We start from the raw sequence: 26184 nt of genomic DNA, 5'->3' as shown, positions 1-26184 counted from the left end.
TCGATGCGAATGATGTGGGTCTACAGCTTGAGTTTCCTCGTTCTCGCGCCGTGCGTGGCGTCCGCGCAACCGGTTGCGGTCAATGTCGACAACTTCAAGCGCGCCGAGTCCGATTTCTATATGGCCAAAACGGTCGATGCGGGCGCTCTCGGCAAGTTCGTCCATAACAGGACGCCGACGCCGATCGACAAGCAGCCCGTGGTTCGGATGAACCGGGATACGCTCTATTCTCAGGCGATCTTCGATCTCGACGCCGGCCCGGTGACCATCACCCTTCCAGACGCCGGCAAGCGCTTCGTCTCGATGCAGGTCATCAGCGAAGACCACTACACCCCGATGGTCGTCTACAAGCCGGGCCGCACGACGCTCACCAGAGATAAGGTCGGCACCCGCTATGTGTTCGTTGCGGTTCGTATCCTTGTCGATCCCAACGACACCAAGGACCTCGCGCAGGTTCACGCACTGCAGGATGCGCTAAAGGTGCAGCAGAAGTTAGTCGGCAAGTTCGAGGCCCCGAACTGGGACCTGGTTCAGCAAAAGAAGATCCGCGAGGCGCTGGAAACGCTCTCCGCTGCATCAGGCGACTTCAGCAACGCTTTCGGCCCGAAGGGGAAGGTCGATCCGGTCAAGCACCTGCTTGGCACAGCGTCCGGCTGGGGCGGCAACCCGGACAAGGACGCATCCTACCCCTCGGTGACCCCGGCCAAGAACGACGGCAGGACGGTCTACAAGCTCAGGCTCAAGGATGTTCCCGTCGACGCGTTCTGGTCGATCAGCGTCTACAACGACAAGGGCTTCTTCCAGAAGAACGATTACGACGCCTATTCGGTCAACAGCATCACTGGCACGAAGAGCACTGACGGCGCGATCGACATCCAGTTCGGCGGCTGCGACGGCAAGATCCCGAACTGCCTGCCGATCACGGAGGGGTGGAACTACACATTCCGGCTCTACCGACCCCGCGCCGCGTACCTGAACGGCACGTGGAAGCTGCCGGTGGCGCAGCCTGCATCGTAGACGGCATCAGCCTCGTCAGTTTGGTCTGGCAAGCAGCGGTAACTCGCCACCCAATCTTGCCGTTGGCCGAATGGTGGAACCAGCACGGCGGTCGCCCGCTGTTCCAGGGTCGTTACAGGTCCAACTACTCGGATCTGCCACTTGGCCCGAACCGGTCGTTACCAGAGTTGGCTATGAGCTAAATTCCCGACTCGCTAAGTTCGATTGACAATGTCCGAGATGGGTCGGGAGCGGACCCTTTGACCAGGCTGCACCGCCCCGCCCATCACCCCCCGAACACCGTGTTCAATTGGCTGCCGACCATGATGAAGGTGGTGCGCTTGGGCACCTCCTTGAGGCGGACCGCGTCGATATAGGTCATCGCCGAGCGCACCCACCCATCAATTCCGACATCGTGCCTTCGACCGGGCCGCGACAGGAATACCCGCGGCGTCCCAATTTGGCCGCCTCCGTCGCGAAGCCCGGGAATTCCGCGAATCTATTGGACGATGATCACTTTGCCGGTGATGGCGCCTTCCACGCTCTTTGCGTAGGCAAGCCCCACCCTCTTTGACGAAACGGGTTCATGTCCGGGGAACCATTCCCCGTATCTTGGCACGGAAACATCCAGGAGGCCGGGACTCACGACATTGATGCGAAGGCCGCGAGGCATCTCGATCGCCGCGCCAAGAACAAAGCCTCCAAGAGCGCCGTTTGCCGCCGCCGCGCCTGTTCCCATCCGGATGGGATCGCGATCGAGCACCCCACTTGTCAGCGTGAACGAGCCGCCATCGCTGACGCTCGCCAAACCTGCCAACACCAGATTCACCTGCCCCATGACCTTGTGGCGCAGGCCCAGCATGAATGTCTCTTCGGTGAACTCGGCAAGGGGGCCGAAATGGACGGTTCCCGCGGTCGAAATCACGGCATCGACCTTGCCGCATTTCGTGTACATGGCGTCAACCGAGCAGCGGTCAGCCATATCAACCTGAATATCGCCGCTCGACCGTCCGGCCCGGATGATGTCGTGGCGAGAGCCGAGCTCCTCACAGGCTGCCTTGCCGATATCGCCTTCAGCACCGACGACGATAATCCTCATGACGCCCTCTTCGCCAATTCGTCATATCGTTTGAGCTTGTAGGCGAGGAGTTCAGCGCAACGGTCCAAGGCAGCCCGGCGCTTTTCCAATTGCGCGGCGTGATCAAGAAGCACCGCCCTACGTTCGGACAGCGTTTCGTCTCCCTGCTGATAGAGCTGCGCAAAATAGCGCATCCGCTCCATGGGCATGCCCGTCTCGCGCAACGAGGACAGCAGAACAAGCCATTCTATATCTTCACCGGAGAAGGCTCTCCGCCTGTCGCTTCCTCGCCTGATTTTCGGAAGCAACCCCAATGTTTCATAGTAGCGGATGGTGTCGATGCTCAATCCGCTCGTAGATGCTGCTTCCGAAATACGCATATCCCTGCCCGTCGCCAAGCCAACCCCATGAGGCTAGCGAGCTGGAGTAGCTCCAGGTCAAGAGGGAAAGCGCTTCATTGGAGCTGACTGGGCTCGTCGCTTTAATCCCGACTGAAGCGACGGCAAATCGCCTGATCTCGCCCTCGCAGGCGCGATATGTGGCGACGCCGCCTACCGCCTCTTCCCCCTCGGCCCCTTCACCTCCGGCGTCTTTGCCCTGTTCTCCAGGTCGAGCTTGCGCCAGCGTGCCAGACGCTCAGGGTCGATCACGCCCTTGGCGACCGCCTCCTGAACCGCGCAGCCGGGCTCGTGCTCATGGGTGCAGTCGCGGAAGCGGCAGAGCGGGCTCAGTTCCGTGATCTCGGCGAACAGCGTTTCGAGACCAGAGGCTGCATCGCTGACATGGAGCGTGCGCATGCCCGGCGTATCAATCACCCAGCCGCCGCCGGCGATCGCATGCAGCGAGCGCGACGTCGTGGTGTGGCGCCCCTTGGCGTCGTGGGCGCGGATGTCGCCGGTCTGCTGCGGTTCGCCCTCGATGATGCCGGCAAGCGCGTTCACAAGCGTCGATTTGCCGACGCCGGACGAACCGACCAGCGCGAGGGTGCGGCCCTCGCCACACCAGGGCGCGAGCGCAGCCACCGCGTCAGGGCTGCGTGGATTGACGATTGCAACAGCCAGCCCGCGCTGCAGGGCGGCGGCCTGGTCGAGATAGGGCTGCACGTCCGGCACGAGATCGGCCTTGGTCAGCAGGATAACGGGATCGGCTCCGCTCTCATTGGCCAGCGCAAGATAGCGCTCCAGGCGCGCGACGTTGAAATCAGCATTGCAGGAGGTGACGATGAACAGCGTGTCGATATTGGCCCCGGCAAGCTGCGGCGTCATGCTGCCCTCGGTGCGCCGCGCCAGCACCGTCGCGCGCTCCAGCCGGCGCCGGAGCAGATGCGTGCCGGGCTCCACCAGAACCCAGTCACCCACCGTGAAGTCGCCCGTATTGGTATGGACCGGCAGTTCGAGCCTGATCGGCCCATCCGGCGTGATTGCGCTCATGCGGGCGCGGTGCACAGTGTCGATGCGCGCAGGCCGGAGGCCGGCGTCATCCGGCTCGCATTGATCTGCAAAGAAATCCGTCCAGCCCAGTGCCGCAAGTGACAGGGGTGCGGAGGCAGCATCGCCTTGCGTCACAATATCGCCCCACCGCTTGGCGTCCTCGTCATGGGCGACGATAGAGCGGGGTTTAGGCCGGCTTGCAAGCGCCGGAAGACGGAAAGTGCGCGTACTCCGTGTCGCAAGGGACGAGCTGGTTCGACGGGCGGCAGTCCGATGCAGCGTTCCAGAAAGCTGGAAGCCGCGCTGCGCCAGATGCGGACCTGCTAACCAGGCCTCATCCCCCGAACACCGTGTTCAGCTGGCTGCCGACCATGATGAAGGTGGTGCGCTTGGGCATTTCCTTCAGCCTGACCGCGCCGATATAGGTCATCGCCGAGCGCACCCCGCCCATCAATTCCGACATCGTGCCTTCGACCGGGCCGCGATAGGGCACCTCGACGGTCTTGCCCTCGGAGGCGCGGTATTTGGCGACGCCACCGGCATAGCGCTTCATCGCCGTGTCCGAAGACATGCCGTAGAAAGTCATGCCGACGGCGACCTTTTCGCCATCGCGCTCCTCATAGCGAATCTCGCCCTCGCATTCGTCATGGCCGGCGAGCATGCCGCCCAGCATGACGAAATCGGCGCCGGCGCCATAGGCTTTTGCGAGGTCGCCCGGCACGGTGCAGCCGCCATCGCCGCAGACCAGGCCCTTCAGCCCATGGGCCGCATCGGCGCATTCGATGATGGCCGAGAGCTGCGGATAGCCGACGCCGGTCATCTTGCGCGTGGTGCAGACCGAGCCCGGCCCGATGCCGACCTTGACGATATCGGCCCCGGCCAGGATCAGCGCTTCGGTCATGTCGCCGGTGACGACATTGCCGGCCATGATCGCGGCATCGGGAAAGGCGGCGCGCGTCGCCTTGACCGTGTCGACGAATTTCTCGGTGTAGCCATTGGCGACATCGAGGCAGATCTTGCTGATCGGCGCCTTCGCATGGACGGCCTTGAGCTTGTCATGGTCGCTCTCGGTGGTGCCCAGTGAATAGAAGGCGTTGGCGGATTGCGGCTCCTTGAAGAAGGCGATGAGCTCGTCGGCGCCGTAATGCTTGTGCAGGGCGACCATGGCGCCATGCTTGAGCAGCGCGCGGGCCATCGCCATGGTGCCGACCACATCCATATTGGCCGCGATCAGCGGAAAACCGCTCCATTCCGTGCCGGTATGGGCGAAGCGGAAGGTTCGGTTGACGTCGACATGGGCGCGGCTGCCCAGCGTCGAGCGCTTGGGCCTGATCAGCACGTCGCGGAAGTCGAGTTTTGGATCGTTCTCGATGCGCATGGGGCCTCCGACGGCAGCTCGGCGCACGCAGAGGGTCGCGTGCATCGATTCATAGCCGCTCGGGGCCGCGAGAGGCAATCCGCCGACCCCGTCATTGCGAGGAGCGCAGCGACGAAGCAATCCAGAGCCGTAGCGCTCGACATCCCCCTGGATTGCTTCAGCTCACGCTCGCAATGACGAGCCGGCTCACGCCACCAGGCTCTTCGCCAGCATACAATGCACGCCCTTGGAGCCGTTGACCGTCTGGGTCACGCGCAGATCGGCGGCGAGGCTGCACAGCATATAGGCCTCTTCGCGCGCGAGTTTCGTGCGCCCGACGATCAGCGCGATCATCTCGCGCAGCGCCTTCTGGGCGCAGATGTCCAGGTCGGGATCGATGCCCATGGTGATGTGGTGGGTCGGCGTCTCCGCGCGGGGCGTCGTGAAGGAGAGGTCCTCGCGCAGAATGAACTCGAAGGTGCCTTCGAGCGCGGTCTCGATCGCGGTGACGCAGACCTCGCCATCGCCCTGCGCGCCATGGCCGTCGCCGCAGGAGAACAGCCCGCCCTCGACGAAAACAGGCAGATAGAGCGTCGAGCCCGCGACCAGCTCCTTATTGTCGAGATTGCCGCCGAAGGCGCGCGGTATGAGCGAGGTCAACCGGCCCCAATGCGCCGGCGGCGCCGTGCCCATCACGCCGAAGAAGGGAGCGAGCGGCAGCTCCATGCCCCAGGGCAGATGCGCCAGATTGGTTTTCGCATCGAGCCCGATATGGATCAATTTATGCGTGTCGAACTCGTCGGGCAGCGTGCCCGAGAGCGGCTTGATCATGGTGTAGCCCCAGTCGGTGCGCAGCTTCACCTCGCGGATGCGCACCTCCAGCACCTGGCCGGGCCTGGCGCCCTTCACCGCGACCGGCCCGGTCAGGATATGGCCGGGCACCGAGCGGTCGGCCTTGGCATGGATCTCGTGGATTTCGGGCAGGACATGGAAGCCGGATTTCGGCTGCGCCTCCGCCGGACCGGTGACGGTGCGGATCGTGACGCTGTCACCGCTCTCGATCGCCAGCACGGGCTTGAGCGCGGCGTCGAAGAAGCCCCAATGGCAGGTCGAAAGGCCGGCCTCGAGCAGATGATGGGTCACGGGCGGCCTTTCCAAGGGGAGGTTTCAGGTCAGAGGCCGGGGCTAGGAGCCCGCGTCGGCTAGAGCCGGATGATTTCATATGGAATCACGGAGTGATCCCATATGAAATCTGAATCCGTCTCTCATCCAAGAGCGAGAGCAGGATCAATGCGAAAAACCGGTGCCCACTTTTTCGCGTCCTGCTCTTGCGTTCTTCCGGATGGTGTAGAGCGTCGCGCCGATGACGATGGCGGCGCCGATCCCGGTGGTCAATGCCGGGATTTCGGCGAAGAACACGAAGCCGGTGAAGCAGGACAGGATCAGCCGGGTGAAGTCGAGCGGCGCGAGCGCGGCCGCCTCGCCGACCTGATAGGCCCGCGTGAGCAGCCATTGTCCCGCGGTGCCGAACAGGCTGAGCACGACGAGCCAGAACCATTGCTCCGGGCTCGGCTGCGTCCAGAACCACCAGCACGGCGCGGCCAGCACCGCCATCAGCACGACGCCCTGATAGAGCAGGATGGTCTCGGTGCGCTCGGTCGCCGCCAGCATGCGCACGCTGACGGTGACGCCGGCGCCGAACAGCGCGCCGGCGACCGAGGCCAAGGCATAGATGTTGAGCCTGCCTGCGGAAGGATCGAGCATGATCATCACACCGGCGAAGCCGATAATGGTGGCGATCCAGCGCCGCGAATCCACCTTTTCCTTCAGCACGAGCACGGCGGCGATGGTGACGAAGAAGACCTGGCTGAAGCCGATCGCGGTCGCTTGCGCCAGCGGAATATGGATGACTGCCGAGAAGCCGCACAGCATCGAGGCGAGCGTGATGAGGCCACGCGTGATCTGAAGCCCGGGCCGTGTCGTTCGCATCAGCATCGGCAGCGCCGAGCCCGCGATCGCGACGATGACCAGGCTCATGATGATCTGGCGGATCATCAGGATCTCGATCAGCGGGATCGCGGCCCCGACATGCTTCATCGCGCCGACCATGACCGCGTAAACCAAGAGCGAGGACAGCATATAGACCGAGCCGCGCAGATTGGGGCTCGCAGTGAGCCAGCGATGGGCGAAGCCATGTCGCAGTCGGGCGATCCAGCCGCGCCGCGCGGGCGCCGCGACTTTGGATATCGAGCTGAGAACGATGGGTGGAGCCGCCTCCGGAGGCGGCGGCTCGTCGGCATGCAACGGACGGAACGAGGCGTCTACGGCGTCGTCATCGAAACCCGAACGGCCCTGCCGCCCGGTTAGTCGCTCTTCGCTCATCGCCCGAACCATCGGCCGCACTTTTTAGCGCGCGGCTCAGTTTCCATCCCCGATGCGAAACCATTGATGAAACGGGCATCTTCCGCCAGAGGCCCGGACACATGCCTGGGTTGTCCGCGGCGAGCCGGCCGATGCGTGGCGGCGGCAAGGATGGCGGCGGCAAGGATGGCGGCGGCAAGGATGGCATTCCGGCCCCGGTCTGTTGCGCCCATGCAAAGGCGTGTAGGAGGCCTCCATCTTCCGCGGGCGTGCGCCTGCATCACGCTTGCCGAGGTTCACGTCTTGCCAGGGTTCAAGTCGGACGTATGAGGGATCTGCTGTCGAGTCTGTCGGGAGGGCTTCGCGCGCTCGCGCCGGGGCGCTTGCCTTATCGGCGTTTCGCGTTGGCGCTGGTCCTTGGCGGTGTCGGCGGCTGGCTCTTCGTGCAGGGGCGGTTACCGCTGCCCTGGATGCTGGGCTCGATGGTGTTTTGCACGATCGCGGCCCTGCTGCGTGTGCCCGTCGCCGCGCCGCCGGTGATCCGACCGCCGATGACGATGGTGATCGGCGTCATGCTCGGCGCCGGCTTCAAGCCGGAGGTGATCGGCCAGATCCCCAACTGGCTGCCGACCATCGCCGGCCTCGTCCTGTTCATGTGCGCCTGCGGCTTTGCCTGCGTCGGCTATTTCCGCAAATTCGCGGGGTTCGACCCGGTCACCGCTTTCTTCGCCGGCATGCCGGGCGGCCTGGTCGAAATGGTCACGGTCGGTGAGGAAAAAGGCGGCGACGCCCGCATCATCGCGCTGATCCACTCCGCCCGCATCCTGCTGGTGGTGATGACGCTGCCCTTCATCGTGCAGTGGATCGGCGGCGTTCCGCTCGGCGGCACGCGGGTCGCGGGGCCGTCATTCCAGCAGACGCCGCTTTTCGCCGAAATCACCTTGCTCGCTTGCGGGCTCGCCGGCATCGTCGTCGGGCACTGGCTGAGATTGCCGGCGAAATTCCTGCTTGGGCCGATGCTGGTCAGCGCCGCGGTGCATCTGGCGGGGCTGAGCAACGCGGTTCCGCCTTTCGAGATCGTCAATGCGGCACAGCTCGTGCTCGGCGTCACCATCGGCTGCCGTTTCGTCGGCACGCCGCCGCGCATCATCCTGCGCGTGCTCATGCTCTCGGTCGGCTCGACGGTGCTCCTGCTGGCGCTGACCTTGAGCTTCGCCTGGCTGGTCGCACTGGTCTCGGTCCACGGCCATGTGCCGTTGATCCTGGCCTATTCGCCGGGTGGTCTCGCCGAGATGAGCCTGATCGCGCTGGCGCTGCACACCGAGGTCGCCTTCGTGGCAGCTCACCACATCATCCGCGTCTTCCTGGTGATGGTCTGCGCCGGCCCGCTCTTCGGCGTCATCATCGGACAACGCAAAACGGCTGATGGGCGAATGGCCAATGGCGAGTAGCGAATAGCTACGGTTTCATCGCGGGGATCGACGCTCGAACAACCGGGCACGCAGCATGCGCAGGACAAAGACCGGATTGCCGAGCACATAACGGCGCCAGAGCCGGCTGGGTTCCAGCCAGAGTCGGAAGAGCCATTCCAGCCTCAATTGGCGGAACGCCTCGGGTGCGCGCGGAACCTCGCCGGCCAGGAAATCGAACAGGGCGCCGACACCGGCCGCGACCGAACAATGCTGCGGTCCCAGCTTCTGCGAGATCCAGCGTTCCTGCCGTGGATTGCCCAAGGCGACCAGAAGCAGATCCGGCGGCGTGGCCTCCAGCTTCGCCAGTAGCGCGGCCTCCTCGCTGGGAGCGAAATAGCCATGGCTGAGCACGCTGAAGCGATGCTCGGGATATTGCAGGGACAGGCGCACGGAGGCGCGAGCGGCGATTCCGGGGCGCCCGCCGAGCAGGGCGACGCGCAGACGCCGCTTTCCCGTCGCGAGCAAGCCGGGGATGAAGTCCGTGCCGTTGAGATTGGCCGGGAAGCCGGTGCCATGCAGCAGCCAACCGCCGAGATCGACGCCGATCCCGTCGGCGAGGACCAGGAAGCCGGCCAAATCGCGGCGCAGCGCCTCGTCATGCGCCGCCAGGTTGACGAGATTGGCGTTGCAGAAGGCAAGTTTGAGATGCCGCTGGTTGACCATCGCGTCGTCGACTTCCGCAAGCGCAGCGGGGCGCGTCAGCACCGCGATCCCGATGCCGCCGATATCGCGCGTGGCGAAGCCCGGCTTGGCCGGAGCGTCCGCTTGGGTCGCGAGATGGAGGGACAGGGTGGCGGACACGGGTTCACGTCTTGCTCGATGGAACTGGAGCTTACGTCAGCGCCGATGGGGGCGATGGGTCAAGTTGAACCCAGCGGGAGGGTGAACGGCTTCTTCCTGCAATTGTAGCGTCCGGGTTAATTGAAAAGCGCCGCAAATCGAAGTTCTGTTTCGATCCGGCACGTTGTCGCTACGTTACTCACGTGATTACAACTAGGCGTTGAAAAACCTAACCTTTCCGAGTTGTGCGCTTCAGTTTGGCACGGCGGCCTGGCCGCTCGGCGATTGCTGGTATGGTTACTGAAATCTATCAGTTGGTATCCAATCTTAACGCGGCCCAGCTGAACGTGCCGCAGCTGGCGGCGCGTTCCCGGCTCGCTCCTCTCGAGCCGTTTCCGATCCAATCGGATCGCTCAACACCAGCCCTTTTGTTTTGACGCATCTTCGTCACGCGACCTGCTTCGCTCGAGAACGCATCTGTTCCAACCGCCGTCCCTGTTGCTGCCGAACCCGCACCTCCTGCGCGCGGGTCCTTACGTCGGGACGGGTTCACAAGCCGCGGCAGTCATGCAGGCGAGCCGGATGGCTCTCGTCTAAGAGCGAGAGCGGGATCAATGCGAAAAACCGGTTCCCACTTTTTCGCATCCTGCTCTAGGTTGCGGCACCACCGAGCCAGGGGCCGAAGATGAATCAAATCGATTTAAAGAACCGCGTCGCCATCGTCACCGGCGGAGCCCAGGGCATCGGCCGCGCCGTCGCCGAGCGTTTCGCCGCCAGCGGCGCCAAGGTCGCGATCTGGGATCTCGATGGCGATCTCGCGCGCAAGGCCGCGACCGAGATCGGCAGCGAGGCGACGGGCCTCGCCATCGACGTGACGGATGCGGCCGCCGTGAAGGCAGCGAGCGACGCGCTCGAGGCCAGACATGGCAGCGTCGACATCCTCGTCACCAGCGCCGGCATCGCCGGCCCCAACCTCAAGACCTGGGAATACCCGCTGGAGGAATGGGCGCGGGTCATGCGCCTCAATGTCGACGGCACGCTGCATTGCTGCCAGGCGGTGATCCCGGGGATGATCAAACGCAATTACGGCCGCCTCGTCCTGGTCGCCTCGATCGCCGGCAAGGAAGGCAATCCCAACGCCTCGGCCTATTCCGCCTCGAAGGCGGCGGTGATCGCGCTGACGAAGTCGCTCGGCAAGGAATTGGCGACGCAGGACATCGCGGTGAACTGCATCACCCCGGCCGCTGCCCGCACCCGCATCTTCGACCAGATGAGCGAGGAGCATATCGGCTACATGCTCGCCAAGATCCCGCGCGGGCGCTTCCTGCTGCCCGACGAGGTCGCCTCGATGGTCGCCTTCCTCGCCTCGGCCGAGAACAGCTTCACCACCGGCGGCGTTTTCGACCTTTCGGGCGGCCGGGCGACTTACTAAGCTTGATGACATGACTCAGATGCTTCCCTCCGCCGCCGTGCTCGGCGCGCGCGCCTTCGCTGCGCTTGCCGGCCTCAACCGTTTCACCGATGAGCCGGGCAAGCTGACGCGGCTTTATCTCTCGCCGGCGCACAGGCAGGCGGCCGAGTGGACCAAGGGCGCCATGGAGGTGGCCGGGCTGACCGCCTTCATCGACGCCGCCGGCTCCGTGCAGGGCCGGCGCGAGGGCGCGACGCCCGGCCTGCCGGCGGTGATGATCGGCTCGCATATCGACACGGTGAAGGATGGCGGGCGCTTCGACGGCAATCTCGGCGTCGTCGCCGGCATCCTGGCGGCGCAGGCCTTGCGGGATGCAGGCGTCGTCCTGCCCTTCGCGCTGGAGGTCGTGGCCTTCGGCGATGAAGAGAATGTCCGCTTCCCCACCCATCTCTCGACCTCTTCGGCGCTCGCCGGCGATCATGATCCAGCCTCGCTCGAGGCGCGCGATTCCGATGGAACGCGGCTCGCCGACGCGCTCGTCGCCTTCGGCGGCGATCCCTCCGCCGTCGCCAAACTGGCTCGCAAGCCCGGCTCGGTGAAGGCCTATCTCGAGGTCCATATCGAGCAGGGCCCGGTGCTCGAGGCGCAGAACGAGGCGGTCGGCATCGTCACCGCGATCAACGCGCAAAGCCGCGCGCGCATCCGCGTCACCGGCGAGGCCGGCCATGCCGGCACGGTGCCGATGAGCCTGCGCAAGGACGCGCTTGCCGCCAGCGCCGAGATGGTGCTGGCGCTGGAAGCGATCGCCGCCGCCCATGACCAGGCGGTCGGCACGGTGGGCGCATTGCGGCCCGACCCCGGCGCCACCAATGTCGTTCCCGGAGCCGTCGATTTCACGATCGATTTCCGCAGCCCCTCGAACGAGACGCTCGCGGCCATGGAGGCCGATATCTGCGCCCGCTTCGCCGAGATCGCGGCGCGCCGGGGCGTGACGATGACGCTGACGCCCTACGCCAAGGCCGAGGCCGTGCCGATGGACGAGAGGCTGCAGGAGGCATTTGCGGCAGGCATTGCCCGCACGGGCGCGAATCTGAACGCACGACGGTTGCCATCTGGGGCCGGTCATGACGCCATGACGATGGCGAAACTCTGCCCGGCTGCGATGCTGTTCGTCCGCAACGAGAAGGGCATCAGCCATTCGCCGCTGGAGAACATGACCGAGGCCGATGCCGGTATCGCGATCCGTGTGCTATTGGAGACGCTGCTGGATCTCGCGCGCCGGGAGGCTTGAGGCGCGATCGGGGCATTTCCCCCGCGACACCGCGTGCCATTTCCCGCTTGCGCCGGTTTGCGTAGGAGGTAGGCCGTCAGGAGGCTTCCGATGGACTACGAGAACTTCTTCCGCGCGGAGCTCGACGGGCTCCACAGGGAAGGCCGCTACCGGGTCTTCGCCGATCTCGAACGCCATGCCGGCCATTTTCCGCGCGCGACCTATCACGGCGCGCAGGGCCCGCGCGACGTCACCGTCTGGTGCTCGAACGACTATCTCGGCATGGGCCAGCATCCCGATGTGCTCGCCGCGATGCATGGCGCGCTCGATGGCTGCGGCGCGGGCGCCGGCGGCACGCGCAACATCGCCGGCACCAACCACCATCATGTGCTGCTGGAGCGCGAGCTTGCCGATCTGCACGGCAAGGAATCGGCCCTGCTGTTCAACTCCGGCTATATGTCGAACTGGGCTTCGCTCTCGACGCTCGCCTCGCGCATTCCCGGTTGCGTGGTCCTTACCGACGCGCTGAACCACGCCTCGATGATCGAGGGCATCCGCCATTCGCGCGCCGAGAAGCACGTCTTCGCCCATAACGATCCCGAGGATCTGCGCCGCAAGCTGAAGACGATCGACCCTGGTCGGCCCAAGCTGATCGCCTTCGAGTCGGTCTATTCGATGGATGGCGACATCGCGCCCATCGCCGCCTTCTGCGACATCGCCGACGAGTTCGGCGCCATGACCTATATCGACGAGGTCCACGCGGTCGGGCTCTATGGCCCGCGCGGCGGCGGCGTCAGCGAGCGTGAGAGCTTGAGCCATCGCCTGACCGTGATCGAGGGCACGCTTGCCAAGGGGTTCGGCATCATGGGCGGCTATATCGCCGCTTCCGCCGCGACCTGCGACTTCATCCGCAGCTTCGCCTCGGGCTTCATCTTCTCGACCTCATTGCCGCCGGCATTGGCGGCCGGTGCGCTGGCGTCGATCCGCCACCTCAAGCGGAGCCAGGCCGAGCGCCAGGGCCAGCAGGACCGCGTCGCCGCGCTGCGCGCCCGGCTCGACACTGTCGGCATCCCGCATCTGCCCAATCCCAGCCATATCGTGCCGGTGATGGTGGGCGACGCCGTGCTGTGCAAGCGGATCAGCGACGAATTGCTCGAGCGCTTCGACGTCTATGTCCAGCCGATCAATTACCCGACCGTGCCGCGCGGCACGGAGCGCCTGCGCATCACGCCCTCGCCGATGCATTCCGATGCCGATATCGACCATCTTGTCGGTGCGTTAACGGCGATCTGGAGCCAGGTCGGGTTGAAGCGCGCGGCGTGAGCTCAACGTCATTGCGAGCGTAGCGAAGCAATCCAGGAGGCGTAGAGCGCTGCCGCCTCTGGATTGCTTCGCTACGCTCGCAATGACGAGATTGGCCTCAGACCGTCGCCAGCGCCTGCTTGATATCCGCGATCAGGTCGTCGGGATGCTCGAGCCCGATCGAGAGCCGGATCATCCCATCGGTCACACCCATCGACGCCCGCACCTCGGGCGTGAAGCGTTGATGCGTCGTCGTGGCGGGATGGACGATCAGGCTCTTGGCGTCGCCGAGATTGTTGGAGATGCGGATCAGCTTCATCGCATTGAGCAGGCGGAAGGCCGCGTCCTTGCCGCTGGCGACCTCGAAGGCGATCAGCGTCGAGGGGCCGCTCATCTGCTTGGCGATGGTCGCGGCCTGGGGATGGTTCTTGTGGCCGGGGAAGATGACCTTGGACAGCTTCTCCTGGCCGGCCAGCCAGTCGGCGATGACAGCCGCGCTCTGCGCCTGCCTCCGCACACGCAGCGGCAGGGTCTCCAGCGCCTTCAGCATCACCCAGGCGTTGAAGGGCGACATCGCCGGGCCGGTCTGGCGCAGATAGGTCTGGATCTCGGTCTGGATGAGCTCTTCGGAGGCGAGCAGCAGCCCGCCGAGACAGCGTCCCTGGCCGTCGATATGCTTGGTGGCGGAATAGACCACGATGTCCGCGCCCAGCTCCAGCGGCCGCTGGAAGAGCGGCGTCGCGAAGACGTTGTCGACGACGAGCCTGGCGCCGACTTCCTTGGCGATCGCGGCCACAGCCGCGATGTCGATCACCTCCAGCGTCGGATTGGACGGACTCTCGAGGAAGAACACCTTGGTGTTGGGCCTGACCGCCTTGCGCCAGGCCTCGATGTCGGGCCCATTCACCAGCGTCGAGGCGACGCCGTAACGTGGCAGATGCTCCTCGACGACATAACGACAAGAGCCAAACAGCGCCTGCGCCGCCACGACATGGTCACCGGCGCGCACGAGCCCCATCACCGCGGCGGTGACCGCAGCCATGCCTGTCGCGGTGGCGCGGCAGGCCTCGGCGCCTTCAAAAGCGGCCATGCGCTGCTCCAGCATGGTCACGGTCGGATTGGAGAAGCGGGCATATTGGAAGCCCGGATCCTTGTTCAGGAAGCGCGCCTCGCATTGCTCCGCGCTGTCATAGACATGACCCTGCGTCAGGAACAGCGCCTCGGAGGTCTCGCCGAACTGCGAGCGCAAGGTGCCGGCATGGACCAGCCGCGTTTCGGGGTGCAGGCTCGCCGCACCGCCTTCTGAACCTGACATCACCGACACTCCGACCGTTCGTTATAACGGATACGGGGAATATCAGCTTCGCGATCGTTCGTAAAGACGAACGATTTTTCCTCTGAGGGGAACGTGACTGCGTCCGAGTCAGCGCTTCAGCCGGCCTGGCGGGGTCTCCCCAGCGGCACAAGGAAGCGGGTCAGGTCGTCCGTGACATAGTGCACATGTCCCGCCTCGATTGCGGTCTGCTCCCAGACCTCGCGGAAAGGATCGGGCGTGCGCGGAATGATCAGCACGGTCTTCATGCCCAGCGCGCTGGGAACGATGAGGTTCTTCTCGATATCCTCGAACATCGCGGCCCGCCCGGGGTCAACCGCATGCTTGGCGAGGAAGTTCTCATAGGTCGCCCGCTCGGGCTTGGGCAGGAAGCCGGCCTGGACGATATCGAAGATGTCCTCGAAATGATGCAGGATGCCAAGCTTGCCGGCGACGTTCTCGGCATGGCCGCGCGAGCCGTTGGTCAAGATCAGCTTGCGCCCGGGCAAGGCCGCGATCGCATCCCCCAGCGCCGGATCGGGATCGAGCAGGGTCAGGTCGATCTGGTGGGCGAAATCAAGGAAGTCGTCAGGATCGACGTCATGCTCCTCCATCAGCCCCTTCAGGGTCGTGCCGTAGCGCTCGTAATAGTAGCGGCGCAGCGCATGCGACGACAGGCCGTCGAGGCCGAAGAGTTCGAGCAGGAACAACGTGATCCGCTCGTTGACCTGCGGCCAGACCTTCGCTTCGTGCGAATACAGCGTGTTGTCGAGGTCGAAGACCCAGTGGTCGACATGCGCGAAGGCCTGCGGCTCGGGGGGGAGCGGGGTCGCGGCGGTGAATGTCGTGTTCTGGTTCATGGCTGGGGCATGTCATGTGGCGACGTCATCATGACATGCAAGACTCTTGCGAAGTTATTTCGACCGGGCTGCAACGGCTCTGCCGAGCGACCCGCGGGATCCCCTCTCCCGTGTGGGAGATGGGTAGGGGTGAGGGCAGGCCCGAAATAGTTAGGGCTCCCTACACCCGAACTGGCGCAGCGGATATCGCCAGCCTCATCCTGCAGCGTCCGGCCCTCACCCTGCCCTCTCCCACCAATCTCGGGCTTGCCCGAGATTGGCATAAACCGTGATCCAAGTCGGAAACATCCGACTTGGATTGGAGAGGGTTCCCCGCGCCCTATGAAGCAGAGCTCACCGCCGGATGATCGTGCCCGAGCCGGTATCGGTGAAGAGCTCGATCAGCGCCGCATGCGGCACCTTGCCGTCGAGGATCACGACCGCCTCGACGCCTTTTTCCAGCGCGTAGATGCAGGTCTCGATCTTCGGGATCATGCCGCCCGAGATCGTGCCGTCGGCGATCAACCTGCGGCATTCCTCCACCGTCAGCTCCGGGATGAGCTCCTTGTCCTTGTTCAGGACGCCAGGCACGTCGGTCAACAGCAGCAGGCGCTTGGCGTTGAGCGCGCCCGCGATCGCGCCAGCGAAGGTGTCGGCGTTGACATTATAGGTCTGGCCGTCGGCCGCCGAGCAGACCGGCGCGAGCACGGGGATGAGTTCGGCCTTCAGCACGGCGTCGAGCACCGTGGTGTCGACCTTGTCGGGTTCGCCGACGAAGCCGAGATCGAGGACTTCCTCGATCTTCGAATCCGGATCGACGATGGTGCGCGTCACCTTGCGGGCGGTGACCATGTTGCCGTCCTTGCCGCACAGCCCGATCGCCTTGCCGCCCTCGCGCGAGATGTAGCCGACGATCTCCTTGTTGACCGAACCGGCCAGGACCATCTCGACGATCTCGACCGTCGCCTGGTCGGTGACGCGCAGGCCCTGCTTGAATTCCGACTTGATGCCGAGCTTGGTCAGCATGCGCGCGATCTGCGGCCCGCCGCCATGGCAGACCACGGGCTTCACGCCCGACTGCTCCAGCAGCACGATGTCCTCGGCGAAATCCTCCGCCGTCGCGGCGTCGCCCATGGCGTTTCCGCCATATTTGATCACGACGACCTCTTGGTCGTAGCGCTGCATATGCGGCAGTGCGACGACCAGCAGGTCGGCCGATTGCGACGGTGTCAGAAGGGCGGGGTTGATCATCGGACAGGCTCCGCAAGCGCGCGCAAGACAGCCGCGCCGGTGCGCCTTCTAGAGCATCATGCGGAAAAGTGGAAACCGGTTTTCGACGGTCTCAATTGCGTGGCGCAAGTGCTGCGGCCACGGCCAGCCCGAGCCAGCCACCGAACATGAACCAGCCGCCGATCGGCGCGGCGCGCGGGAACAGGCCCTCGTTGAAAAAGCCCCGCCGCGTCAGGTCGGCCGCGAACAAGGCCGCGCCCAGGATCAGCCCAGAGATCGCCAGGCGCGCCACGAAATCGGTCAGGAAACCGGCCTTGCGGGCTGCGGTTGCGCCGAACACGGCAGGGGCGTGGAAGAGCAGGATCTGTCCGGCGGTCCCAACATTCTGCGTGCCGGTGACATGGGCAGCAGCTGCCAGCAATGCCACGCCGGCAAGGCCCATCAGGGCGGCGAGGGTGAGGTGAATCTTTGTGGCGGTCATCTCTCAGTCCTCAATCATCGTTTCCACAAAGACATCCGGATCCGCGCACAGTTCGCGCAGGATCTTGAAATGGTCCGTGTCTTGAACCCTAACGGGATCGAAGCCGTATTTTGTCAGTCTGAGCAGGCGCGCTCCCGGATAGGCCATGAGCATGGGCGAATGCGTCGCCATGATCACCTGGCAATGCCCGGCTCGATCCATGCGGCGCAGCAATTTCAGGAACTCAATCTGGCGCGCAGGCGACAGAGCGGATTCCGGTTCGTCGAAGATGAAGAGGCCTTGCTTTTGGCAACGTTCCTCGAAAAAGCGCAGAAAGCCCTCGCCATGCGAGTGCGAAAGGAAGTCAGGCGCAAGATACCCCGAGGACCGGGCAGCCTCATCGAGATAGCGGGCAACCGAGAAAAAGCTCTCGGCTCGAAAGAACCAGCCGTCGGTGATCTTCGGTAGCCAGCTTGCTTTCAAAGCCGAGGCAAGCTCGCCGCCCATGACCTCTGTGGCTTGCGAATGGTTGACTGGCCGGTAGCCTTTGCCACCGCCGGCTCCGTCGTAACCGGCGAGCGCCGCCACGCCCTCGAGCAAGGTCGATTTTCCGGTGCCATTCTCGCCTACAATGATCGTAATCGCCTTGTCGAAGGTAAGTTCGAAGTCGGTCTTCAAAAATGGCAGGCAGAACGGATATGCGGTCGGGTCTTCCACCGCGCTTTCATCGATCCAGATGCGTTTGAGGTAAGGAGGCGGCAAGCGAGTCGGGCGAGCTCTCATCCTGGGCCTCACTGGCGGTTGGCGCGCATCCTCGAGAAGCGCGTCGATGGCGTCATGTCGATGTCCGACCGCTGCTCGCGCGGTCTATTCCCGCTCCGCCAGCACGCGGCCCACGGCCGCCCGCAATTCCGGGATGCCGAGACCGCTCTCGCTGGAGGTCAGCAGCACCTCGGGGAAGGCGGCCGGGCGGCGCTTGATCTCGTCATAGGTCGCCTCGATCATGAACTGCTGGTCGGCCTTCTTGAGCGCGTCGCCCTTGGTCAGCACGACCTGGTAGGAGACGGCGGCCTTGTCGAGCGTCTCCAGCACCGCGCCGTCGACATCCTTGATGCCGTGCCGGGCGTCGATCAGCACATAGACGCGCATCAGGTTGGAGCGCCCGCGCAGATATTCATGGATCAGATTGGTCCAGGCCGCGACCTTGGCCCGGCCGACGGCGGCATAGCCATAGCCCGGCATGTCGACGATGGTCAGGCGCTCATCGGCGCCGACCTGGCGGAAGAAATTGAGCTGCTGGGTGCGGCCGGGCGTATGCGAGGTCCGTGCCAGCGCGTTGCGGCGGGTGACCGCGTTGATCAGGCTCGACTTGCCGACATTCGAGCGCCCGGCGAAGGCGATCTCCTGGCCGACCATGGGCGGCAGGTCGTCGACATGGGTCGAGGCCCAGACAAAGTCCCAGGGGCCCTCGAACAGCTTGCGCGCGCTTTCGATCTCATCGTCGCCATAAGGCGTGGTCAGGCTCGTCGTCATCGTGCTTGTCTACTCATCGTCCTTGCCTACACGGCCGCGCGCAGCGCGTCGATGTCAGCCGAGGCGATGACGCCGATATTGCGCGCGATTGTCTCAGGCTCCCAGTCCCACCAGCGGATGGAAAGCAACTGCGCCACAATCTCGGGCGCGAAGCGCATCTTCACGACGCGCCCGGGATTGCCGACCACGACGGCATAGGGCGGCACGTCGCGCGCGACCTGCGCCCGCGTGCCGATGATGGCGCCGTCGCCGACCGTGACGCCGGGCATGATCACAGCCTCGCGGCCGATCCAGACGTCGTTGCCGATGACGGTGTCGCCGCGAAAACCGGTGTTTTCACGGGTATAGCCAGGCGCGTTCTCGAAGCCGAACATGCCGAAGGGAAAGGTCGAGAAGCCGCCCATCGGATGGTTGGCGCCGTTCATGATGAACTGCGCGGCCTGGGCGATGGCGACGAATTTGCCGATGATCAGGCGGTCGCCGATGAAGTCGAAATGATAGCGCACGCAGCGCGCGACGAAATGCTCGGGCCCGCGCGAGTCGTCGTAATAGCTGTAGTCGCCGACCTCGATCAGCGGATTGTCGACGATCGCCTTGAGAAAGGCCGTTCCCTTCCAGCCGGGAATGGGATGTCGGGTCAGGGGATCGGGGAGGGGCATTTGGCTTCGCCAGGCAGTCGGGCTTGGGCAGTCGGCAGTCGATTTTTCCCTACTGCCGACTGCCCATTGCCGACTGCCTTACTTCTTGTTGCTGTTGGCCGGCTTGGTGGGAGCCGCGATCGCGGTGGCTGCCGCCGCTGGCGGCTTCTTGCCGAACAGGCCCTTGACGTTGTCGAACAGCTCGATCTTGGCGCCGTTCTTTTTCATGATGTAGCCCTGCTGGGTCACCGAGAGCAGGTTGTTCCAGCTCCAGTAGATCACCAGGCCGGCCGGGAACGAGCCGAGCAGGAAGGTGAAGAACACCGGCATCCAGGTGAACATCATCTTCTGCACCGGGTCCGGCGGCTCCGGGTTCATCTTCATCTGGATGAACATCGTGATGCCCATGAAGATCGGCCAGGCGCCGATATGCAGGAAGGTCGGCGAGGCGAAGGGCAGGAGTCCGAACAGGTTGACGATCGAGGTCGGATCCGGCGCGGCCAGATCCTTGATCCAGCCGAAGAACGGCGCATGCCGCATCTCGATGGTGATGAACAGGATCTTGTAGAGCGAGAAGAACACCGGGATCTGCAGCAGCACCGGCCAGCAGCCGGCGATCGGGTTGATCTTCTGCGTCTTGTACAGCTCCATCAGCGCCTGCTGCTGCTTCATCTTGTCGTCCGCATAGCGCTCGCGGATTGCGACCATCTCCGGCTGCACAGCCTTCATCTTCGCCATCGAGGCGTAGGATTTGCTCGCGAGCGGGAAGAACAGGCCCTTCAGCAGCAGCGTGACGCCCAGGATCGCGATGCCGAAATTGCCGACATGCTTGTAGATCCAGTCCATCACGAAAAACATCGGCTTGGTGATGAAGTAGAACCAGCCCCAGTCGATCAGCAGTTCGAAACGCTTGATGCCGAGGTTCTTCTCGTAGCCGTCGACCGCCGCGACTTCCTTGGCACCGGCGAAGAGATGCGCCTGGCTCGCCGCGCTCGCGCCCGGCGCAACAGTGACGGCCTCGCCGAGGAAATCGGCCTGATAGGTGCGCTGCGACCCGGTCTGGACCGAGGAGTAGCGGCCTTCATATTTGCGCGCCTGGTCGGGGGCGACCGCCGCGGCCCAATATTTGTCGGTGATGCCGACAAAGCCGCCGACGGCGTCCTTCCAGACCTTGCCATTGGCGCCGGGCGAGAGCAGCGGCTCCTTGTCGATCTTGTCGTAGGTGTATTCCTGCAGGCCCTGCTCGCCGAGATTGCCGATCAGGCCCTCATGCAGGACGTAGTAGCCGAGCGTCACCGGCTTGCCCTGGCGCACGACCTGGCCATAGGGGAAAAGCGAGACGGGCGCGCCGCCCTTGTTCTCGACCTGATCGTTGATCGTGAACATGGCGTTGTCGTCGATGGTGATGACGCGCTTGAACAGCAGGCCCTGGCCATTGTCCCAGGACAGCGTCAGCGGCGTGCCGGAACGCAGCACCGGCCCATCCGCGCTCCAGAGGGTCGAGGCGTTGGGCAGCGACACGGGCGCGCCGGGAGCAGCCACCCAGCCGAAATCGGAATAATAGGCATTGGGCCCGCCAAGCGGCGAGAGCAGGATGATGATGGCGCTGTTGGGATCGACCGTCTCGCGATAGGCCTTGAGCGAGACGTCGTCGATGCGCGCGCCGGTGAGCGCGATCGAACCGGCGATCTTGGCCGTCTCGATGCGCACGCGCGGGCTGCGGGCGAGCGCCTGCTCGCGGGTCTCGGAGGCCAGTGTCGCGGGCAGGGCCGCGGGGGCAGCCGTGCCGGCAGGCTGGCCGGGCACGGTCGAGGGGGCAGGCGTCGTGGCGGGCGAACCCGCGGGCGTGGATTGCGCCTGCTGGTTCTGCTGCGCGATCTGCTTCTGCTTCTCCATCTGCGGCACGCCGTAGAAGAACTGCCAGCCGAGCAGCACGACCACGGAGAGCGCGATCGCCAGAAGCAGGTTGCGGTTGTCTTCTTTCATCATGATCGGAAACAAATCTCGCTGACGCCCGACGGGGCTTAAGGTTTGGCGGTCGCGCTGCCGCTATCGGGCGCGCGTCGCTGGTCTTGCGGGGGCTTGCGGCCGGATCCGGCCGCAATGGGCTTGGCCGGACGGGGCTTGGCCGGCCGGGCGCGGTCGAGCGCGATCGAGAGATCGGCGACCAGGGCCTCGAAACCGGCGCTCAGCGTTTCAGTGCGCGCGATGATCACGACATCGCAGGCCCGCCCGGCCTGGGCGCCGAGCGCGAGCGCGGCGGCGGCGCGCAGACGGCGGCGGATGCGGTTGCGCTTGACGGCATTGCCGACCTTGCGCGAGGCGGTCAGCCCGAGGCGCAAGCCGTCGCGACCCACCTCCTCGGCAGCGTCGCGCACCTGCACCGTGAGCACCGACGAACGAAAACGGCGGCCGTGTTCGGCCGCCGCCAGGAATTGCTTGCGTTGGGTCAGACGGGCGAGGCGCATGGCGATTGGCCAGTCTTCCAGACAAGACGGCGCGCGAGGCTCACGCGCCGGCAGCTCAGGCCGAAAGCTTCTTGCGGCCGTGGGCGCGGCGGGCTGCGATGACCTTGCGGCCGCCGGCAGTCGCCATGCGGGCGCGGTAGCCGTGGCGGCGCTTGCGAACCAGCTTGCTGGGTTGATAAGTTCTCTTCACGATCCGTCTCCGGGGCCTTGTCAGCCCGGCGGTCGCGGCTTCCCTCGGGAAGCGTGACCATGCGAGCCTGTCATGCAAAAGGTTCTGCGCCGCCTACAAGGCTGCGCAAGTGGCGGGCTTATGGCGGATGGCTCCGTCCAAGTCAATGCCGAATGCCCGGCCGAATGTCCGGTTCGAGCGCGCCGGCCTGCGACCCTTCGTCCTTGGCGAAGGGCTGGGCGATCATTTCCTCGCGGCGCCTTGCCTGACGCTGACAACAAGGACGCCAAGGCAGCCGAACGTCAGCAGGGCCTCCACCAGCAAGGGCTGGCCGGGGAGGCCGAAGGCGACGAACGCGCAGAGGCCGACGACGGCGAGGATGGACACAGCGAGGCGCTCGTCATCGACGAACAGACCGGTGATCTCGCGCGCGATCAGGCGAAGGGCGTTCATCGGGCGATCTCCGGGGCAGTCTGGCGGATGAGGGCGGCAAGGCCGAGGCCAACGCCAAGGAAGATGGCGGCGAGGCCCAGGATGGCAAGATCGTGCCCAGGCCAGGTCGCGCCAAGCCCCTCGCCCGTCCAGTAGACGCCGAAGGCGGAGAGCATCACGCCGACGCCGAATTTGAGCGTGTTCTCGGGCACGCGCGCCAGCGGCTTGTGAACGATGGCGCCGAGGATCAGCACGAGCAGGCAGGCGGCAAGCGCCCCCAGGCTCGCCGGCCAGATCAGGTCGCGCCCGGCCCCGACGGCGATGACCACGAACACGACCTCGATGCCTTCGATCATCACGGCCTTGAAGGCGGTGAGGCCGGCCATCCAGTCGAGATGCCGGGCTTCGCGCTCGCGCTTTGCCGCAGCGGTGAGCGCATTCGTCTCCTTCGCAAAGGCTGCGAGCTCGTCATGCAGCGGGATGAAGCCGGCGGAACGCAGGATGGCCTTGCGCAGCCAGCGCAATCCGAACAGCAGCAGCAGGACGCCGATGAAGAGCTGCAGCCCTTGCAGCGGGATGCTGCCGAGCACGGGGCCGAGGACCAGCACCAGCAGAGCGAGCGCGGCAAGCGCGCAGGCGGTTCCGATCAGGGCCGGCCGCCAGCCGCGTACGGTTCCCACCGCAAGCACGATGGTGAAGGCCTCGACCACCTCGACGAGCGAGGCGAGGAAGGCGGCGGATATGGCGGGGGCGGCTGTCGTCCAGGTCATCGGCCAGGCCTTGCTTACAGGGGCGGCTGGCCGAGGGGTGGAAAGCCTGTCACAATGGCTCTCGCCCGGCGGTCAACTTGATCGCTTGTAAATGTAACAGCCGTAACATTCAAGAGGTTCCATGGCGTCGCTGGAGTGGCTGTTGCTGACCTATAAGATCCCAACCGAGCCGGCCCGCAAGCGCGTCTCGGTCTGGCGCAAGCTCAAGGGCATGGGTGCGGTCTATCTGCAGGGCGGCGTCTGCCTGTTGCCGAAGACGGACGATCATCTGCGGCGTCTGAAGGTGGTCGAGAATGAGATTGCCGAGGCCGAGGGCGAGGCACTGCTGCTGGCGACGGTCGGGCTCGACCAGAAGCAGCAGGAGAAGATCATCGGGCGCTTCAATGCCGACCGCGACGATGAGTACAAGGAGTTCGTCGAGAAATGCGTGGCCTTCGAGGCGGAGATCGCTGAGGAGACCCGAGTCTCGCATTTCACCTTCGCCGAGCTCGAGGAGAACGAGCAGGACCTGATGAAGTTCAAGAACTGGATCGAGAAGATCCGCAGGCTCGACTTCTACAAGGCCCCGCGCGCCGCCGAGGCGACCGAGCGCCTCGCCCGCTCCGAGGCCATCCTCGACGCCTACGCCCATAACGTCTTCGCGGCGCAGGAGGAGAACCGGCCCTCCGAGCCGCCCAGGTCGACTTGAACCAGGAAGTCGGCTTGAGCCGGGAACAGCGACAGGCGGGCTTGCGCTCGGGCGCGACATCCCCGATATAGCGCCCGGGAGGTTGGCGAGGGACGTCTCACTCGCCAACCGGGTCAGGTCCGGAAGGAAGCAGCCCTAACGAGACCGAACGGGTCTTCGTCCAGCCTCCCACCTCATGCATACGATCGGCATGCGGCCTGGCGGCGTGGTTGCGACATGTGCGACGCCCTTCAGGCCATCCGCGACAAGACCAGGCCTTGACCGTCACTAAGCGTTGACCGTCGCCTCGCGATTGGCGAAAGCAGTCTGATGACCGACGAGACCGACGCCGCCTCCACAGACGAACCTGGCTTTGCCGGCTTCGAACCGGCGCCTGCGCCCGCCCCGGCCGCGCCGACGCCTTACCGCGTGCTGGCCCGCAAATACCGCCCCGCCCATTTCGGCGACCTGATCGGCCAGGACGCGATGGTGCGCACGCTCACCAACGCCTTCAGCGCCGGCCGCATTCCCCAGGCCTGGATGCTGACCGGCGTGCGCGGCGTCGGCAAGACCACGACCGCCCGCATCCTGGCGCGCGCATTGAACTATCAGACCGAGGATGGCGGTGGCGCGCCGACGACCGACCTCACCCGTTTCGGCATCCACTGCAAGGACATCATCGAGGGCCGGCATATCGATGTGATGGAGATCGACGCCGCCTCCAATAACGGCGTCGACAATGTCCGCCAGATCAACGACGCAGTGCGCTACGCGCCGGTCTCGGCCCGCTACAAGGTCTACATCATCGACGAGGTGCACATGCTCTCGGCCGGTGCGTTCAACGCCTTCCTGAAGACGCTGGAGGAGCCGCCGCCGCATGCGCGCTTCATCTTCGCGACGACCGAGATCCGCAAGGTTCCGGTGACGGTGCTGTCGCGCTGCCAGCGCTTCGACCTGCGCCGTGTCGATGCGAGCCTGCTGGTGTCGCACCTCTCCGGCATCTGCAAGGCCGAGGGCGTCGATGCCGATGACGAGGCGCTGGCGGCCATCGCGCGCGCGGCCGAGGGCTCGGTGCGCGATTCGCTCTCGATCCTCGATCAGGCCATCGCCCATGCGGCGGGCCAGATCATGCTCGACGATGTCCGCTCCATGCTCGGCCTCGCCGACCGGGCTCGCATCATCGACCTGTTCGAGGTGGTGATGAAGGGCGACATCGCCGCCGCGCTCGGCGAACTTCGGGCGCAGTATGACGCTGGCGCCGATCCCGTCGTGGTGCTGACCGATCTCGCCGAATTCACCCATCTGGTGACGCGCCTCAAGCTCGTGCCCGAGGCGCTGAAGGACAACACGCTGAACCAGGCCGAGCGCCTGCGCGGCGGCGATTTCGCCCAGCGCCTGTCGATCCGCGTGCTGGCCCGGACCTGGCAATTGCTGCTCAAGGGCATCACCGAGGTGAAGCAGGCCGACAGGCCGGTGATGGCGGCCGAGATGGTGCTGGTGCGCCTCGCCCATGCCGCTGATCTGCCAACGCCGGACGAGGCCCTGCGGATGCTGCGCGACGGCTCCGGGGCGATGTCCGGCGGCAATGGCGCGCCCTCCTCCGCGCCACGCCCGCCCTCGGGCGGCGGCAACACGGCGCTCGCCGCGCGGCCGGTGCTCGCCAGCGCCAACCCGATGCCGGCTCCCGTGGCCGCCCCGCGCGCCATGGCCCAGCCGCTGGTGCAGGTGGCTTCGCTGGAGGATGTCGTGGCGCTCGCCTCGCAGCATCGCGACATCACGCTCAAGATCGCGCTGGAGCGCGATGTCCGCCCGGTGCGCTTCGAGCCGGGCCGAATCGAGTTCTCGGTGACCTCGGGCGCATCGCGCACGCTTGCCACCGACCTCTCTCGCAAGCTCAAGGAATGGACCGGCCAGACCTGGATGGTGGCGGTCGTCACCGCCGAGGGCGGCGCGACCCTGCGCGAGCAGGCCGAGGCCGAGAAGGACCGGCGCGAGAGCGACGCGGCCTCGCATCCGGCGGTCAGGGCGGTGCTCGAGCGCTTTCCGGGCGCGCGCATCGTCGATGTCCGCGATCCGCGCGCCGCGGCCTCCGAGACGCCTGCCGCGGCGTCCTCCGAGGATGATTATCTGCCCGAGGCCGAGCCGCTCTTCGACGATAGCGAGCCGGATTTCGACGGCATCGATTTCTGATTTTCCAATATCCGGTTTC

General features: G+C 65.2%; 26 protein-coding genes and 1 other RNA gene. 8 read left to right on the top strand and 19 right to left on the bottom strand.

All coding sequences use genetic code 11. The features are described from left to right. Positions 1-12 precede the first annotated feature (12 nt). Entirely contained in the window at positions 13-1017 is a 1005-nt protein-coding gene (locus BMZ97_RS18685) for a DUF1254 domain-containing protein (RefSeq protein ID WP_092172872.1), read from the top strand. A 478-nt stretch (positions 1018-1495) separates the two neighbouring features. On the opposite strand, the gene BMZ97_RS18680 is transcribed toward BMZ97_RS18685, so the two are convergent. From BMZ97_RS18680 to BMZ97_RS18655, 6 genes are all read right to left on the bottom strand, one after another. Then, positions 1496-2095, bottom strand: a complete 600-nt coding sequence (locus BMZ97_RS18680) for a short chain dehydrogenase (protein WP_092172869.1) — start codon at positions 2093-2095, stop codon at positions 1496-1498. Next, on the bottom strand, positions 2092-2454 hold the full coding sequence (locus BMZ97_RS18675) for a MerR family transcriptional regulator (protein WP_092172866.1): 363 nt from the start codon (positions 2452-2454) through the stop codon (positions 2092-2094). The genes BMZ97_RS18680 and BMZ97_RS18675 overlap by 4 nt, the downstream gene beginning before the upstream one ends. 171 nt (positions 2455-2625) lie before the next feature. Next, a complete protein-coding gene (rsgA, locus tag BMZ97_RS18670) occupies positions 2626-3642 on the bottom strand; it encodes a ribosome small subunit-dependent GTPase A (RefSeq protein ID WP_244546498.1) in 1017 nt (338 codons plus the stop codon). A 196-nt stretch (positions 3643-3838) separates the two neighbouring features. Then, a complete protein-coding gene (locus BMZ97_RS18665; protein ID WP_092172863.1) occupies positions 3839-4882 on the bottom strand; it encodes a GMP reductase in 1044 nt (347 codons plus the stop codon). Positions 4883-5068: 186 nt separating this feature from the next. After that, entirely contained in the window at positions 5069-6004 is a 936-nt protein-coding gene (locus BMZ97_RS18660) for an acetamidase/formamidase family protein (protein WP_092172860.1), read from the bottom strand. 144 nt (positions 6005-6148) lie between these two features. Beyond that, positions 6149-7243 (bottom strand): DMT family transporter, encoded by a 1095-nt coding sequence (locus BMZ97_RS18655; RefSeq protein ID WP_175525616.1) that lies wholly within the window; start codon positions 7241-7243, stop codon positions 6149-6151. A 383-nt stretch (positions 7244-7626) separates the two neighbouring features. On the opposite strand from BMZ97_RS18655, the gene BMZ97_RS18650 reads away from it, so the two are divergent. Next, positions 7627-8673, top strand: coding sequence for an AbrB family transcriptional regulator (locus BMZ97_RS18650; RefSeq protein ID WP_244546488.1), 1047 nt, complete (start codon positions 7627-7629; stop codon positions 8671-8673). Between the two features lie 15 nt (positions 8674-8688). On the opposite strand, the gene BMZ97_RS18645 is transcribed toward BMZ97_RS18650, so the two are convergent. After that, entirely contained in the window at positions 8689-9495 is an 807-nt protein-coding gene (locus tag BMZ97_RS18645) for a WecB/TagA/CpsF family glycosyltransferase (protein WP_244546487.1), read from the bottom strand. A 664-nt stretch (positions 9496-10159) separates the two neighbouring features. On the opposite strand from BMZ97_RS18645, the gene BMZ97_RS18640 reads away from it, so the two are divergent. The 3 genes from BMZ97_RS18640 (at position 10160) to hemA (ending at position 13478) form a co-directional block, all read left to right on the top strand. Then, positions 10160-10906, top strand: coding sequence for an SDR family NAD(P)-dependent oxidoreductase (locus tag BMZ97_RS18640; protein ID WP_092172852.1), 747 nt, complete (start codon positions 10160-10162; stop codon positions 10904-10906). 10 nt (positions 10907-10916) lie between these two features. After that, a complete protein-coding gene (locus tag BMZ97_RS18635) occupies positions 10917-12176 on the top strand; it encodes an allantoate amidohydrolase (RefSeq protein ID WP_092172850.1) in 1260 nt (419 codons plus the stop codon). Positions 12177-12266: 90 nt separating this feature from the next. After that, positions 12267-13478: a 5-aminolevulinate synthase gene (gene hemA / locus BMZ97_RS18630; protein WP_092172848.1), complete on the top strand. Its 1212-nt coding sequence runs from the start codon at positions 12267-12269 to the stop codon at positions 13476-13478. A gap of 97 nt (positions 13479-13575) precedes the next feature. On the opposite strand, the gene BMZ97_RS18625 is transcribed toward hemA, so the two are convergent. The 12 genes from BMZ97_RS18625 to BMZ97_RS18570 all read right to left on the bottom strand — a co-directional run bounded on the left by BMZ97_RS18625 (position 13576) and on the right by BMZ97_RS18570 (position 23308). Next, the gene (locus BMZ97_RS18625; protein ID WP_092172845.1) at positions 13576-14772 is read right to left on the bottom strand and encodes an O-succinylhomoserine sulfhydrylase; all 1197 of its coding nucleotides are present in this window, start codon (positions 14770-14772) and stop codon (positions 13576-13578) included. A gap of 116 nt (positions 14773-14888) precedes the next feature. Continuing rightward, positions 14889-15629, bottom strand: a complete 741-nt coding sequence (locus BMZ97_RS18620; RefSeq protein WP_092172842.1) for a pyrimidine 5'-nucleotidase — start codon at positions 15627-15629, stop codon at positions 14889-14891. Between the two features lie 333 nt (positions 15630-15962). Then, positions 15963-16859, bottom strand: a complete 897-nt coding sequence (argB, locus tag BMZ97_RS18615; RefSeq protein WP_092172839.1) for an acetylglutamate kinase — start codon at positions 16857-16859, stop codon at positions 15963-15965. A gap of 91 nt (positions 16860-16950) precedes the next feature. Then, positions 16951-17319: a DUF423 domain-containing protein gene (locus BMZ97_RS18610; protein WP_092172836.1), complete on the bottom strand. Its 369-nt coding sequence runs from the start codon at positions 17317-17319 to the stop codon at positions 16951-16953. Positions 17320-17322: 3 nt separating this feature from the next. Further along, on the bottom strand, positions 17323-18081 hold the full coding sequence (locus tag BMZ97_RS18605; RefSeq protein WP_092172833.1) for an AAA family ATPase: 759 nt from the start codon (positions 18079-18081) through the stop codon (positions 17323-17325). An 84-nt stretch (positions 18082-18165) separates the two neighbouring features. Further along, positions 18166-18831 (bottom strand): ribosome biogenesis GTP-binding protein YihA/YsxC, encoded by a 666-nt coding sequence (yihA, locus tag BMZ97_RS18600; RefSeq protein ID WP_069689186.1) that lies wholly within the window; start codon positions 18829-18831, stop codon positions 18166-18168. Between the two features lie 26 nt (positions 18832-18857). Then, complete coding sequence (locus BMZ97_RS18595; protein ID WP_092172830.1) at positions 18858-19490, bottom strand: CatB-related O-acetyltransferase; 633 nt, start codon at positions 19488-19490, stop codon at positions 18858-18860. 78 nt (positions 19491-19568) lie between these two features. Continuing rightward, positions 19569-21455, bottom strand: coding sequence for a membrane protein insertase YidC (gene yidC / locus BMZ97_RS18590; protein WP_092173313.1), 1887 nt, complete (start codon positions 21453-21455; stop codon positions 19569-19571). A gap of 38 nt (positions 21456-21493) precedes the next feature. Next, entirely contained in the window at positions 21494-21937 is a 444-nt protein-coding gene (gene rnpA / locus BMZ97_RS18585) for a ribonuclease P protein component (RefSeq protein WP_092172827.1), read from the bottom strand. Between the two features lie 55 nt (positions 21938-21992). Then, positions 21993-22127, bottom strand: coding sequence for a 50S ribosomal protein L34 (gene rpmH / locus BMZ97_RS18580; RefSeq protein WP_067253664.1), 135 nt, complete (start codon positions 22125-22127; stop codon positions 21993-21995). A gap of 222 nt (positions 22128-22349) precedes the next feature. After that, positions 22350-22559: a hypothetical protein gene (locus tag BMZ97_RS18575; protein WP_092172823.1), complete on the bottom strand. Its 210-nt coding sequence runs from the start codon at positions 22557-22559 to the stop codon at positions 22350-22352. Then, on the bottom strand, positions 22556-23308 hold the full coding sequence (locus BMZ97_RS18570; protein ID WP_092172820.1) for a COG4280 domain-containing protein: 753 nt from the start codon (positions 23306-23308) through the stop codon (positions 22556-22558). The genes BMZ97_RS18575 and BMZ97_RS18570 overlap by 4 nt, the downstream gene beginning before the upstream one ends. A 121-nt stretch (positions 23309-23429) precedes the next feature. Here BMZ97_RS18570 and BMZ97_RS18565 point away from each other — a divergent pair, with 121 nt between their 5' ends. The 3 genes from BMZ97_RS18565 (at position 23430) to BMZ97_RS18555 (ending at position 26165) form a co-directional block, all read left to right on the top strand. Continuing rightward, a complete protein-coding gene (locus BMZ97_RS18565) occupies positions 23430-23996 on the top strand; it encodes a Chromate resistance protein ChrB (RefSeq protein WP_092172817.1) in 567 nt (188 codons plus the stop codon). A 76-nt stretch (positions 23997-24072) separates the two neighbouring features. Beyond that, an RNA gene (gene ffs, locus BMZ97_RS18560) (signal recognition particle sRNA small type) lies at positions 24073-24169 on the top strand. A 136-nt stretch (positions 24170-24305) separates the two neighbouring features. Further along, positions 24306-26165, top strand: coding sequence for a DNA polymerase III subunit gamma/tau (locus BMZ97_RS18555; RefSeq protein ID WP_092172814.1), 1860 nt, complete (start codon positions 24306-24308; stop codon positions 26163-26165). The last annotated feature ends 19 nt before the right edge of the window (positions 26166-26184 follow it).

Origin of the sequence: Allobosea sp. OK403 (assembly GCF_900113835.1) — a bacterium.
Taxonomy (GTDB): Bacteria; Pseudomonadota; Alphaproteobacteria; order Rhizobiales; family Beijerinckiaceae; genus Allobosea.
The sequence above is the reverse complement of the archived record's forward strand: the minus strand, read 5'-3'. Positions and strand labels throughout refer to the sequence as shown.